Origin of the sequence: Burkholderia sp. E168m22 (assembly GCF_001319805.1) — a bacterium.
Classification (GTDB): Bacteria; Pseudomonadota; Gammaproteobacteria; order Burkholderiales; family Burkholderiaceae; genus Burkholderia; species Burkholderia orbicola.
The window spans coordinates 182,906-196,129 of sequence record NZ_BBSK01000014.1 but is presented as its reverse complement, the minus strand read 5'-3'; the positions used below and the strand labels follow the sequence as shown (position 1 = coordinate 196,129).

Annotated in this window: 13 protein-coding genes; 5 read left to right on the top strand and 8 right to left on the bottom strand. The window is 68.3% G+C overall.

All coding sequences use genetic code 11. The annotated features are described in order from the left end of the window. Positions 1 to 38: 38 nt before the first annotated feature. A complete protein-coding gene (locus tag AP428_RS04065) occupies positions 39 to 671 on the top strand; it encodes a lysophospholipid acyltransferase family protein (protein WP_012328301.1) in 633 nt (210 codons plus the stop codon). Positions 672 to 710: 39 nt separating this feature from the next. Next, complete coding sequence (locus tag AP428_RS04060) at positions 711 to 1,640, top strand: phosphatidate cytidylyltransferase (protein ID WP_012328300.1); 930 nt, start codon at positions 711 to 713, stop codon at positions 1,638 to 1,640. A gap of 55 nt (positions 1,641 to 1,695) precedes the next feature. Here AP428_RS04060 and AP428_RS04055 read toward each other — a convergent pair whose 3' ends face one another. Then, positions 1,696 to 2,511 carry a hypothetical protein gene (locus AP428_RS04055; protein ID WP_054927605.1) on the bottom strand — a complete coding sequence of 272 codons (816 nt, stop codon included), beginning with the start codon at positions 2,509 to 2,511 and terminating at the stop codon, positions 1,696 to 1,698. A 245-nt stretch (positions 2,512 to 2,756) separates the two neighbouring features. On the opposite strand from AP428_RS04055, the gene AP428_RS04050 reads away from it, so the two are divergent. Then, the gene (locus tag AP428_RS04050) at positions 2,757 to 3,578 is read left to right on the top strand and encodes a carbon-nitrogen hydrolase family protein (RefSeq protein WP_054927604.1); all 822 of its coding nucleotides are present in this window, start codon (positions 2,757 to 2,759) and stop codon (positions 3,576 to 3,578) included. Between the two features lie 33 nt (positions 3,579 to 3,611). Here the strand turns inward: AP428_RS04050 and AP428_RS04045 are convergent, their stop codons facing one another. Genes AP428_RS04045 through AP428_RS04035 form a run of 3 tightly spaced genes read right to left on the bottom strand, consistent with a single transcriptional unit; the run spans position 3,612 to position 6,619 of the window. After that, positions 3,612 to 3,923: a hypothetical protein gene (locus AP428_RS04045; protein ID WP_054927603.1), complete on the bottom strand. Its 312-nt coding sequence runs from the start codon at positions 3,921 to 3,923 to the stop codon at positions 3,612 to 3,614. Further along, positions 3,923 to 5,281: an acyclic terpene utilization AtuA family protein gene (locus AP428_RS04040; protein ID WP_054927628.1), complete on the bottom strand. Its 1,359-nt coding sequence runs from the start codon at positions 5,279 to 5,281 to the stop codon at positions 3,923 to 3,925. Before AP428_RS04040 ends, AP428_RS04045 begins: the two co-directional genes overlap by 1 nt. 39 nt (positions 5,282 to 5,320) lie before the next feature. Beyond that, positions 5,321 to 6,619 carry a CitMHS family transporter gene (locus tag AP428_RS04035; protein ID WP_011545149.1) on the bottom strand — a complete coding sequence of 433 codons (1,299 nt, stop codon included), beginning with the start codon at positions 6,617 to 6,619 and terminating at the stop codon, positions 5,321 to 5,323. 97 nt (positions 6,620 to 6,716) lie between these two features. On the opposite strand from AP428_RS04035, the gene AP428_RS04030 reads away from it, so the two are divergent. Beyond that, positions 6,717 to 7,613: a LysR family transcriptional regulator gene (locus AP428_RS04030; protein WP_011545148.1), complete on the top strand. Its 897-nt coding sequence runs from the start codon at positions 6,717 to 6,719 to the stop codon at positions 7,611 to 7,613. Between the two features lie 37 nt (positions 7,614 to 7,650). Here the strand turns inward: AP428_RS04030 and AP428_RS04025 are convergent, their stop codons facing one another. Both AP428_RS04025 and AP428_RS04020 read right to left on the bottom strand, forming a co-directional pair. Further along, positions 7,651 to 8,241 (bottom strand): flavin reductase family protein, encoded by a 591-nt coding sequence (locus AP428_RS04025; protein ID WP_011545147.1) that lies wholly within the window; start codon positions 8,239 to 8,241, stop codon positions 7,651 to 7,653. 132 nt (positions 8,242 to 8,373) lie between these two features. Further along, entirely contained in the window at positions 8,374 to 8,799 is a 426-nt protein-coding gene (locus AP428_RS04020) for a VOC family protein (RefSeq protein WP_011545146.1), read from the bottom strand. 112 nt (positions 8,800 to 8,911) lie between these two features. On the opposite strand from AP428_RS04020, the gene AP428_RS04015 reads away from it, so the two are divergent. Then, positions 8,912 to 9,802, top strand: coding sequence for a LysR family transcriptional regulator (locus AP428_RS04015; RefSeq protein WP_011545145.1), 891 nt, complete (start codon positions 8,912 to 8,914; stop codon positions 9,800 to 9,802). Between the two features lie 15 nt (positions 9,803 to 9,817). Here AP428_RS04015 and AP428_RS04010 read toward each other — a convergent pair whose 3' ends face one another. Both AP428_RS04010 and AP428_RS04005 read right to left on the bottom strand, forming a co-directional pair. Continuing rightward, a complete protein-coding gene (locus AP428_RS04010) occupies positions 9,818 to 10,567 on the bottom strand; it encodes a hypothetical protein (protein WP_041489187.1) in 750 nt (249 codons plus the stop codon). A gap of 56 nt (positions 10,568 to 10,623) precedes the next feature. Next, complete coding sequence (locus tag AP428_RS04005) at positions 10,624 to 13,191, bottom strand: TonB-dependent receptor (RefSeq protein WP_054927602.1); 2,568 nt, start codon at positions 13,189 to 13,191, stop codon at positions 10,624 to 10,626. Positions 13,192 to 13,224: the final 33 nt, after the last annotated feature.

Genomic DNA, 13,224 nt, shown 5'->3' with positions numbered 1-13,224 from the left:
GCAGCGGGCCGGGCATGCACGCGGGAGGCCACGCGCCGATGAACATCCTCAACGTCTGGCAGCGCGACTTCCTGCTGTCCATCGTGCGGCTCGTCGCCGGTGCGTATCCGGTCTGGCATCAGGCGCCGCCGTCCCCGACGCAGAAGATCTATTTCTCGAACCATACGAGCCACATCGACACGCTCGCGATCCTCGCCGCGCTGCCGCGCGACGTGCGCGCGGTCGTGCGGCCGGTCGCCGCGCGCGACTACTGGGACAGCAGCGACCTGAAGCGCCACATCGCGCAGAAGCTGCTGAACGTCGTGCTGATCGACCGTCATCGCGAAAACGGCGGCGATCCGCTGGAGCCGGTGCGCGACGCGCTGCGGCAAGGCCACTCGATCATCATCTTCCCGGAAGGCACGCGCGGCGCCGACGTGTTGCCGCAGCCGTTCAAGAGCGGGCTGTTCCATCTCGCGACCGAGTTCCCGGACGTCGCGCTCGCGCCCGTCTACCTCGAGAACCTGCAGCGCATCATGCCGAAGGGCGCGATCTGGCCCGTGCCGCTGATCTGCAAGGTGCATTTCGGCGCGAACGAAGCACTCGGCGCTCAGGAAGACAAGCCGACGTTCCTCGCCCGCATGCGCGACGCGGTCATCGCGCTCGCGCCGCCGCAGCGGCCGGCCGGCTGAACGCGGCGCGCCTCCTTCTCCCTTTTCCGGATACCAACCATGCGAACCCTCTTCTGGGAACTGGTCGCGGGCGTCACGGGCGTGCTCGTCGTCGCGACCGTGATCGGCGCGATCCTCGGCGCGCGCAGCGGCGGCACCAGTGCGACCATCGTCAACCTGAACCAGCGCATCCGTGCGTGGTGGGCCATGATCGCGATCATGGCCGTCGCGATCGGCCTCGGCAACAACGTCACGTACCTGGTGTTCGCGCTGCTGTCGTACCTGACGTTGCGCGAATTCATCACGCTTACGCCGACCACCGCGAGCGACCATACGACGCTCTTCATCGCGTTCTTCATCGCGATCCCCGTGCAGTACCTGCTGCTCGGCATCAACTGGTACGGGATGTATTCGATCTTCGTGCCCGTGCACCTGTTCTTCGCGATGTCGCTCGTGTCGGCGCTCACGCAGGACACGCGCGACTTCCTGAGTCGCAACGCGAAGATCAACTGGGCGCTGATGGTGTGCGTGTACGGGCTGAGCCACGCGCCGGCCGTGCTGATCCTCGACATTCCGCGCTACGCCGGGCAGAACGCACTGCTGCTGTTCTTCTTCCTGTTCGTCGTGCAGATCAGCGACGTGCTGCAATACGTGGTCGGCAAGCTGTTCGGACGCCGCAAGATCGCGCCGCAGCTGTCGCCGTCGAAGACGATCGAGGGCTTCGTCGGCGGCGGCCTGCTGGCCACGCTGTGCGGCGCGTCGCTGTATCGCGTGACGCCGTTCAGCTTCGGCGCGGCGTTCGGGATCTCGCTCGCGATCGTGATCGCTGGCTTCGTCGGCGGGCTCGTGCTGTCGGCCGTCAAGCGCTCGCTCGGCACGAAGGACTGGGGCTCGATGATCGCCGGCCACGGCGGGATGCTCGATCGCGTCGACTCGATCTGCTTCGCCGCGCCGGTGTTCTTTCACCTGGTGCGCTATCTGTACGTGTGATTCAGTTGCGCGATACGCGGGCGGTGCAACGCCGCCCGTTCCTGCGCGCGAAGGATCAGTACCCGTCGCGCAGCGCCTTCGGCACGACGTAGCGGCCGCGCGCGGCGTCGAACTTCACCGTGTAGCGTGCGTGGATGGCCTTGTCGCCGCGCGTGCCCGTTTCGGTGACCGTTAGCGGATAGACATCGCCGATGCCGGCCGTGTCCGGCGCGATCTCGAAGCGGCGTTCCTCGCAGCGCGCCCGGGCATGCGCGCATTCCGTCGACTCCGCATTGTCGAGCGCCTCGTCGATCCGCGCCGCCGCATGCACCAGCGCATTGCCGTATGGCAGCCAGATCGAACGAAAGCGTTGCGTGTAGCCTTGCCGCGTGTCGCTTTCGCCGATGACGAACCCGAACAGGTGCGGCCCGAGCCGCTCGATGCGCACCGTCCCCGGTTCGCCGCGCTGGCCCGATGCGACCTCGGTTCTCTTCGCGACCGGCTCGAGCGTCCTGCCGTCCGGCGTCGGCTTCAACACGTACAGGTCGATCGCGCCCGGCGTCGCGTCCGAATCCATGCCCGACATCCCGTTCTGCACCGCCGCCTCGGTCTCGCCGCACATCGCGAGCAGCGTGCGCGGGCCGTCCGCGGTCGCCACGCGCAGCACGCCGCACGGCGAATGGATGAAATCGTCCCCTTCCGCCTGCCAGCCCTTGCGGTCCGCGCGCCAGTTGCCGTACGTGTCGTGGATGAAGGTTATTAGTTGATGGTCGGGCCGGGGCGGCTCGGCGGCATGAACCGGCGACAGCGCGGAGAGCGCCGTGAGGGCGCCAAGTACAACGAGCGAAGCCGCAAGCGGCTTGAGACGTCGGTTCCGGTTCTGGACAGTCATAACGAGGTTCGATCGGATTGGGAAAATGTGCGGCGGATCGTTGCAGACTCGCCCGCTCAGGGCCACTGGAACGACACTGGCGATGCCGCGGCGGCCTGATGCGAAACCATGACGCTCGGCCTCGCCATTCGCGCCGGCCGGCGTTACGATCTCTCACTCCAGGCTCCGTTCGACACGCGGAAATCGACCCGCGAGGCCGTAGCGTACACGCACGGCGCGACGAGCCACCGCCACCGACACCACCCATGAAACTGAAGCTCGACATCGTCCAGCTCGCCGGTCGCGACGGCGACACGCGCTACAACCTGCAACGCACGCTCGACGCAATCGCGGCCAGCGCGCCCGGCACCGACATCGTGATGTTTCCGGAAGCGCAGCTCACCGGCTTCCTCGATCCGTCGAATCTCGCCGACGTCGCCGAACCGCTCGACGGCCCCAGCGTTGGCGCGGTAATCGCGGCCGCTCAGGCACGCGACGTCGCGGTCGTGGCCGGGCTGATCGAGAACGATGGCGGCCGCTTCTACAACACCACCGTGTTCGTCACGCCGGACGGCATCGCGTTGCGCTATCGCAAGACGCACCTGTGGGTCAGCGAGCGCGACGTCGTGCAGCCCGGCGACCGCTACGCGACCATCGAATGGCGCGGCGTGCGGATCGGCCTGCTGATCTGCTACGACAGCGAATTCCCGGAAAGCGGCCGGGCGCTGGCCGCGCTCGGCGCGCAACTGATCCTCGTGGCCGACGGCAACATGGAGCCGTACCGCAACGTCCACCGCACGTCGGTGTCGGCGCGCGCGATGGAGAACCAAGTGTTCGCGGCAGTTGCCAACCGCGTCGGCGTCGGCAGCGAAGACGTCGTATTCGCGGGCGGCAGCCTCGCGGTCGATCCGTTCGGTAACCTGATCTTCGAAGCCGGCAACGGCGAATCGCGCCACACGGTCGAACTCGATTTCGATCGGCTCGCCGCGTCGCGCGCGGTGTACGACTATCGTGCGGACCAACGCCTGCACGTCGCCGGGGAGCGCATCGAGCACGCGGACGGACTGCGCGAACTGCTGATTCCGTGAGCGCCCGGCCCCGCCCCGATCACTACGCCTGCCTCACGCCGGATCGGGCACCTCGATCGCCAGCAACGCCGAACTGACCGACTTGCCGTGCGCGTCGAGCGCGAGCGAGCGCGTGACCCCGCCGCCGAGCGCATCGCGCAGCACGAAGTTGAACGCACCGAGCGCCGGCAATTCGTAGCGCACGACGTCGCCGTGCACGATGCCCGCGAGCCACGCCTTCACCGTTGCCGCATCCAGATGTGCGCATAGATGATCGTAATGACGCGGATCGTGGCAGATGACCGACACGTTCAGCGTATTGCCCTTGTCGCCGGTGCGCGCATGTGCGAGTTCACGCAGTTGCATCAGGCCTCCACGAATGAAAACGACGGCGTCACGGCCGCGCGCGGCAGCAGCACCGACTGCACGGCGATCACCTCGCGCGTCGACTTGAACGCGCCGCCGCCGCCGGCCGGCCCGTTCGTATAGAGCGTCTCGACTTCGTTGCCGATCCGCGCGGCTTCGGCGGCGTTCGCCGCGCGGCCGGCCACCCGCACGCGTACTTCACTCGGCTCGCCGCGCACGGCCGGCGTCGCGTCGCCATACAGCGCATCGACGCCGATCAGGTCGAAGCGCAGCTCGCTCGCCGCGACGCCGGTCAGCGCGAGCCGCTCGCGAACGATGTCGAGCGCCAGACGTGCACGCGCGAGCGCGCCCGGGCCGCCGTACGAGATCTGGCCTTCGCCGATCCAGCCGTCGACGTAAGCCACCGACACCTTCAGCGTATCGGGCCGCGCGGTGCCGCGCCCCCCCGTCACGCGCACGCGATCGGCCGCCTCCTCGGCAACCGTCACGCCCGTGAAATCGGCCACCACGTCGGGCTGGAGATACCGCGCCGGGTCGTGAATCTCGTAGAGCAGCTGTTCCTTGCAGGTCGCCGCGCTCACGCGGCCGCCCGCGTGCGACACCTTCGTGATCACGACCGAGCCGTCGGCCGCGACCTCGCCGATCGGAAACCCGAGCCGCGCGAGATTCGGCACGTCCTTGTAGCCGGGATCGGCGAAATAGCCGCCCGTCACCTGCCCCGCGCATTCGAGCAGATGGCCGACGACGGTCGCAGCGCCCAGCGTGTCCCAGTCGTCCATCCGCCAGCCGAACGCATGGATCAGCGGCGCGGCGAACAGCGACGGATCGGCGACGCGCCCGGTCAGCACGACGTCCGCGCCGGCCGCGAGCGCGTCGACGATCGGCGCGGCGCCGAGATACGCGTTCGCGGACACGATGCGGTCGCGATACGCGGCGACGTCGTCGCCCGATTCCTCGAAACGGAACGCGCCGCGCAGCACGACGTCGAGCACGTCGTCGCCTTCGACCGCCGCGACCTTCAGCCCCGCGATGCCGAGCGATTGCGCGATCTGCGCGGTACGCCGTGCGGCCGCGCGCGGATTCGCCGCGCCCATGTTCGACACGATGCGCACGCGCTTTACCGCCGCGACCGGCAGCACCGCCTGCATCCGCGCGTCGAGCAGCGGATCGTAGCCGAGCGCCGGATCGTTGCGGCGCGCCTGCTGCGCGATCGCGATCGTGCGCTCGGCCAGGCATTCGAAGACCAGGTAGTCGAGTTGCCCGTGTTCGGCCAGTTCGACCGCGGGCTCGATCCGGTCGCCCGAGTAGCCGGCGCCCGCACCGATGCGCACGCGCCGTTCAGGTTGCTTTGCTGTCATGTCCGTACCGTCATCCGGCGAGCGCATCGCCGACAAAAATCAAAACACGCCGAGCACGACGCACGCGATCGTCATCACGATCGACGCGCCGAACAGCAGCGGAAACGTGAACTTCTGGTGCTCGGCCAGTTCGATCCCGCACAGCCCGACGACGAGGAACGTCGCCGGTGTGAGCGGGCTGACCGGAAAGCCCGTCGTCATCTGGCCGAGCAGCGCCGCCTGCCCGACCTGCACGGCCGGCACGCCCAGTTGGCCGGCCACTTCGGCGATCACGGGCAGCACGCCGAAGTAGAACGAATCGGGATCGAACAGCATGCTGAGCGGCATCGACGCGAGGCCGAGCGCCACCGGTATGTGGCCGGCCATCGACGGCGGCACGAAGCCGACCGCCGCCTGCGCCATCGCCTTCAGCATCCCGCTGCCCTGCATGATCCCGGTGAAAACGCCGGCCGCGAGCAGGATGCCGGCCATCATCAGCGCGGCACGCGCATGCGCGTCGACGCGCTTTCTCTGCATGTCGACGTCGGGGTAATTCACCATTAGCGCGATGCACAGCCCGACCATGAACATGATCGCGGGCGGGATCTTCTCGCCCATCACGACCATCGTGCCGAGCACGAAGAGCGTCAGCACGAGGTTGAACCAGAACAGGTGCGGCCTGCGCAGCGCCTGCTCGTCAGGCGTCAGCTCGCGTTTCGGCAGCGGAATCGACGCATCGTCGCGCGACAGGCCGAGCCGCTTCTCCTCGCGCCGCCCAAGCCAGTACGCGACGCCGAACACGAACACGAGCCCGATCGCCTGCACCGGAATCAGCGGATTGAACAGCGCCGACACCGGCAGGTGCAGCGAGGCCGACGCCCGGATCATCGGGCCCGTCCACGGCAGGAAGTTGATGCCCGCGGCCATCGACACGGCGGCGGCCAGCACGCGGCGGTCCATCTTCAGCCGGTCGTACAGCGGCAGCACCGCGGGAATCGTCACGAGAAAGCACACGGCGCCCGAGCCGTCGAGGTGAATCAGCAGCGCGAGCAGCGTCGTGCCCATCACGATGCGCGTCGGCCGCGTGCCGACCGCGCGCAAGATCCGGTCGATGATCGGGTCGAGCGTGCCGGCGTCGGTGATCGTCCCGAAATAGAGGATCGCGAACACGAACATCCCGACGACGGGCGCGAGCCCCTTCAGCCCGTCGATGACGAACTTGCTGGTGTGCAACCCGAAGCCGCCGAGCAGCGACGCGGCGATCGGCACGATGATCAGCGCGACGAGCGGCGACATCCGCTTCGACAGAATCGCGGCCAGCAGCACGACGATCGTGCCCAGCCCGAGTAACGGCAGCATCCGTGTCTCCTACCTTGTCTTTTGTTGGAGACGAGCGTAAGGTCAGCGCAGCGATAGCACAATTGAAATGATTTGATCGCAGCAATCATGAATCGTTATGGATCTGAATCTTCGCGACATTCGCGCGTTCGTCACCGTCGCGCACGCCGGCAACTTCACGCGTGCGGCCGCGCGGCTGCATCTGTCGCAGCCGGCGCTGACCGTGCAGATTCGCCGGCTCGAGGACATCGTCGGCGCGCGCCTGTTCGACCGCAACAGCCGCAGCGTCGCGCTCACGCAGACCGGCCGCGAGTTGCTGCCGCTGTTGCAGCGCTCGCTCGACGACATGGAACGCGTGCTGCGCGATGCGCGCGCGCTCGGCGAAGGCGCGAGCGGCACGGTGCGGCTCGCGTGCCTGCCGACCTTCGCGTCGAGCGTGCTGCCGGAGCTGATCCAGTCGTTCCGGCGCGACGTGCCGCGCGCGGGCTTCGAGATCCGCGACGGCGTCGCGAGCCTCGTCACCACGCTCGTGCGCAACGAGGATGCCGATCTCGGGCTGACCGGCGGCGATACGTTCGATGCGTCGCTGGAAGTGCTGTATGCGGGCGCCGACCAGCTCGTCGCCGTGTGCCCGAAGGATCATCCGCTCGCGCGCAAGCGCCGTGTCGGCACCGCCGACGTCGCCGGCGTGCCGCTCGTGCTCACCGCGCAAGGCACGAGTGTGCGCAGCGTCGTCGATGCCGCGCTGGAAGCGGCCGGCTGCACGCCCGACATCGCGTGCGAACCGACCTACATGATGACGGCGGTCGCGATGGTGCGCGGCGGCCTCGGCGTGACGATCCTGCCCGCGACCGCGCGCGAGGTGCGCGCCGAGCCCGATCTCGTCGTGAAGCCGATCGACGATCCCGCGTTCGTGCGGCCGATCGCGCTCGTCGCGAAGCGCGGGCGCACGCTGCCGCGCGTCGCGCAGGCGTTCGCCGACCTCATGCTGGCGGAATTGAAAAAGCGCGCATGACGCGCGCTCTGGTGAGGAATGGCCGACCGTCCGACGCTTACTGCGCGTCCGGATCGACGTCGACATGGAGCGATTCGCCGATCGCATAGAAATTGCCGCCCGCGATGTAGTGCAGGCTGCGCAGCGCGGGATCGGCCGATTCGAAATACCAGTGGCCGTCGCGGAACACGCGCGTGTCGGACCACGCGGCGACCACCTCGCCGATGAACAGGTCGTAGGTCTGCTGGTTGTGCGGCTCGGGAATCAGCCTGCACGCGAGCCAGCCCGAGCAGCCGGCGACGAACGGCAGGTCGTGGCCGTCGACGTCGAACAGCGTGACGCCCGCTTCGCGCAGCTTGTCGGGGCGCTCCGCGAGGCTGTAGCTGCCGACCGCATGCGTGAGCTGCAGTTGCGCGGCCGTCGGCACCTGGATCACGAACGTGCCGCTGCGCTCGACGAGTTCGCGCGTCTTCGCGGATTTGTCGAGCACGACCGTCAGCTTCGGCGGCAGGAAGTCGAGCGCGCACGCCCAGGCGGCGGCCATCACGTTGTCGACGCCGTCGTGGCGGGCCGATACGAGCACGGTCGGGCCGTGATTGAGGAGACGGTAGGCCTTGTTCAGCGCCACCGGCGCGATGTGACTGTCCATACGGGTTCCTTGGAAAACGGCGCGCACGGACGGATGCCGTGCGGCGCGGCGCCGGTCGCCGCAACTGCGCGCGGCCGGGCCGAAGGCCGCATTCTCGCACCCAATGTCGATCGGCGCTGGCGCCGCGGCCAGTCACTTCGCGAACAGCTGGCCGATGTCGCGGAACGCCTTGAATTCGAGCGCATTGCCGCACGGATCGAACAGGAACATCGTCGCCTGTTCGCCGACCTGCCCCTGAAACCGCACGTACGGCTCGATCACGAAGGTCACGCCGAACCCGCGCAGCCGCTCGGCCAGCGCTTCCCAGCTCGCCCAGTCGAGCACGATCCCGAAATGCGGCACCGGCACGTCGTGGCCGTCGACCGCATTCGTATGCGCGCCTTCCTCCGATGCGGTTTTCGGATGCTCGTGGATCACGAGCTGATGCCCGTAAAAGTTGAAATCGACCCACTGCGCGCTCGAGCGCCCCTCTTCCAGCCCGAACACGCGGCCGTAGAAATCGCGCGCGGCCGGCAGGTCGTAGACCGGAATCGCCAGGTGAAACGGGGAAAGACTCATGATGGCCTCGTGAAGAAACGCTCGCGTGACGCGAGAACGGCATCATGGTAGACAACGCCGAGCAAAAATTAAATCAATATATAGTTTTGCGATTCACAAATGGAATCGATGAATGATCCGCGAACTGAAAACCCTCGTCGCCGTCGCCCGGGAAGGCACCTTTGCCGCCGCCGGCAATCGTATCGGGCTCACGCAGGCGGCCGTGAGCGCGCAGATGCAGCGCCTCGAGGCCGAGCTCGGCTTCGCGCTGTTCGACCGGCAAGGGCGTTCGGCGCGGCTCAACGAGCGCGGCCATCACGTGCTCGACCAGGCGCAGGCGCTGATCGGCCTGTACGAGAACCTGAGCTCGACCGCGCCCGGCTCGCCGGCCGCCGTGCGCGTGACGATCGGCGCGATCGCGTCGGTGCAGAGCGCGCTGCTGCCGGCCGCGCTGGCCGATTTCCATCGCCGCCAACCCGCGTGCCGCACGCGCGTGATCCCGGGGCTGTCGATCGAGCTGGTCAACCGGGTCGACGCGGGCGAGATCGACATGGCCGCGATCATCCGGCCGCCGTTCGCGCTGCAGAGCGACCTGCACTGGACGACGCTCGCGCGGGAGCCGTTCCGGCTGATCGTGCCGCGCGGCGTGAAAGGCAAGGACTGGGCTGCGCTGCTCGCGAACGCGCCGTTCGTGCGCTACGACCGCGCGTCGTTCGGCGGCCGGCAGGTCGACCGCTTCCTGCGCAAGATGCACATCGCGGTGCGCGACACCTGCGAACTCGACGAGCTCGACGCGATCGTCAAGCTGGTCGAGAACGGCGTCGGCGTCGCGATCGTGCCGCAGACCGCCGCGTATCGTCGCTGGCCGGCTGGCGTGCGCGCGATCGACCTCGGGCATCACACGTTCCACCGCGACATCGGGCTCGTGCATCGCGCGCGGCGCACGATGTCGGAGCCCGCGCAAGCGCTGGCGCAACTGATCGAGGCAGCATCGCGGCGGCGTTCACCGCCGCCGGCCGCGTGATCGGCGCGTGGCGGCTCAGCGCCGCCCGGCCGCCCAGTCCACCGCTGCGTCGAACAGCGCGACACCGGCCGGCGACAGGTTCGTGAACGTGTCGTTGTCGAGGAAGAACATCACGCGGCGCGCCGGCGCGAGCGTTTCGTAGTCCATCGTCGCGCCCTTCTCATACGCGAAGATCGCGGCCTTGTCGGGTTGACCGTAGACGGTCGCGATCGTGATCGCGCCGAGCCCCGGCTTGCCCCAGCTCATCGGCGCCTGCTTGCCGTACGCGTTCGTCGCGCCGGCCGGCAGCCCGGCCGCGATCGGATGCGGCGCGTTGACGAGCCACAGGTAGCGCTCCTTGCCCGTTTCGCCGAAGTCGACGTCGTGCCGCTTGCCCGTCATCGCGAGATCGTCGAGCAGGTCGTTTTCCCAGGTCACGAGCGGCTTGTCGAGCATGCGCCAGCCGGGCCGCACGTTCTTCGACGATACCGTCGACGAGATCACGACGAGATCCGCGTCGCGCGCCGCCTCAGGCGTGGCCGACTCGTCGATCAGGCGCACCGCGTAGCCGCGTTCGCCGAGATGCTGGCCGATGCGTTCGTCCACCTTCAGGTTCGGGCCGTGCAGTTGCACGAGCATCGCGACGCGCGTGACGGCCGGCGACGCATCGGCGGCGAACGCGGACGCCGAGACACCGGCGCCAACAACCGCGAACAACGCGAGCGCCGAACCCGCGATCGCGCGCAACAGGCGGCGGCGCGCACCGCTCTTCATCTTCAGATTCATCTGGATTCCTCTCCGAAGCCGCGCGCCGACACAAAGGCCGCGCGGCGATTGCATGGTCAGAACTGCAGCGTGGTCAGCAGCGACACCTGGCGCGCGTCGCCGACCGCGACGAAGTAGCGGTTCGCGCTCGACGGGTAGTACGTGCGGTTGAACAGGTTCTTCACGTTGAGCTGGAACGACAGCTTCTGCTTGCCGATCCGCGTGTCGTAGGTCGCGAACGCGTCGGCGAGCACGTACGACGGCAGCGTGAAGCTGTTCGCCGAATCGCCGGGCCGCGCGCCGACGTAACGCACGTCCGCGCCGATACGCAGATCGTCGCCGCCCGCCACCGTGCCGAAGTCGTAGACGGCCGCGAGCGACGCGGTGTGACGCGCGACGTTCCACAGCTGGTTGCCCGCGTACAGCGGGTCCTCGGTCGTCTTCGCGTCGATGTACGCGTAGCTCGCGATCACGTTCACGCGCTCGCCGAGCTTGCCGGAGACGTCGAGCTCGACGCCGCGCGAGCGCGCCTTGCCCGACGTGCGCCAGTCGGTCAGCTTCGTCGCGTCGTTGTACTGCGACACGAGCACGTTCTTCTTGTCGATGTTGAACAGCGCGAGCGTGCCGGTCATCCCGCCGGCCAAGCCGAGCTTGCCGCCCACTTCCCATGCGGTCGCTTCCTCGGGCGGCGTCGCGCCGTCGATGATGTAGCCCGTCATCGGCGCGATCGACGACGACGGCTTCAGCGACTGCGAATAGCTGCCGTACAGCGAGAACGCATCGGTCCACTTGTAGACGACGCCCGCGCGCGGCAGCCACTTCGAGCCGCTGAGATCGGTGTTCGCGACGAACGGCCGGCCGCGCCCCGCCACCTGGTTGTACGTGATGTAGCGGAGGCCGCCCGACACGATCCACTTGTCGGTCAGGTGGACCGTATCCTGGAAGAACGCGGATGCATCGTGCAGCGTGTCGGTCTGGTCGCTGTCGCTCGCGGACACCGTGCTCGACGGCGGCAGCAGCCCGTACACCGGATCGATATAACTGAACGGCGTCTTCACCGCCTGACGCAGCAGGTCCTTGCGATAGATGCGGCGGTATTCGGTATCGAAGCCGACCTGCACGTCGTGCCGCATCCCCGCGAGCGTCAGCTTGCCGGTCACGTAGCCGATCCCGTAGCTGTCGGTGCTGAGCGAGCCGTGCGTCGCATCGTTGCTGCGCGTCATCGTGCCCTTCACAGGGTCGACGCCGGTCGTGCGCAACTGGTTCGCGTCGTAGGTCTCGCGGTTGTAGCTGTAGCCGAAATGCGCGCTCCAGTCCGCGTTGAACTGGTGATCGACGCTCAGTTGCGCGAGCTGCGATTCGCCGTCCATGTTGTTGAACGGCTCGTCGATGCGCCGCCGTGCGGGGATGTCGAGCGGCGCATTGGTGCGCGGGTCGAGCGCGGTGCCGCGATCGAACGGCGAATGGAACTTGCGGTACTGGTACGACACCGCGACCTGCGTATCGCGGCCGTACCACGCGAGCGACGGCGCGACGAAGGTCTGCCGGTACTCGCCGAAGTTGCGCCAGTACTGTTCGTTCGACTGGTCGACGATCAGCCGGTACGCGAGCCGCGAATCGCCGACCGGCCCGGTCGAGTCGAACGTCGCGCTGCCGCCGTTCTTGCCGTGCCCGAACGTCGACGCGCCGAGCGAGATCACGTTGTAGCGCACGAGCTGCGGCTGCTTGGTGACGACGTTGACGACGCCGCCCGGGTCCATCAGCCCGTACAGCAACGACGTCGGCCCCTTCAGCACCTCGACGCTGTCGGTCGCCGCGTTGAACGCGCGGCCCTGCACGAGCGGCATGCCGTTCTGCATGATCGAGCCGTCGCGGTTGCCGCCGAAGCCGCGCTTCATGATCGTGTCCTGCGTGCCCGCGAGCGTGTTGCCCTGCGTGATGCCGCTCACGTTGCCGAGCGCATCGTCGAGATTGCGCGGCCGCTGGTCGCGCAGCACCTGCGCGGGCACGATGTTGACGGCCTGCGCGGTGTCGAGCAGCGGAATGTCGGAGCGCAGCACGCCCGCTTCCTTCGGCGCGCGATAGCTTTCGGCGCGCAAGGCGCTGGAGCGCACGTCGATCGTCGGCAACTCGGCGGCTGGCGCGACGCCGGCCGCCACAGGGCCGGCCGCCGAGCCATCGGCGCGCATCAGCGTGTAGCCACCGCCCGGCTGGCGCAGCGCGACGAGCCCCGTGCCGGCCAGCAGGCGGTCGAACGCGCCGTCGACGTCGAACCGGCCGTGCACGCCGCCGCTCGCGAGACCGGCCGTCAACTCGGGCGGAAATGCGAGCAGGATGCCCGCGTCGCGGCCGAACCGGTTCAGCGCCGCTTCGAGCGGGCCGGCCGGAATGTCGAACGCCCGACGCGACGCGCGCTGCGTGGCGGGCGCCGCATCGGCGTCGGTGTCGGCCAGCGCGGGCAGCGGCAGCAGTGCCGACAGCAGGACGGCACCCGCCAGCCGGCGGGCAAGACGGCCCGACGCGGCCGGGCGCGACGCGCGCGGCAGATGACGGGCGGGCGCCAGACGGCGCTGATACGTGAGACGGATGGAAGCCATGATCGGAGAGTCGGTGGACGATGGGCTAGGGCTGCTTTCATTACCCATGTCACGCGAAGATCGAGAAACAGCTCAGGTCGG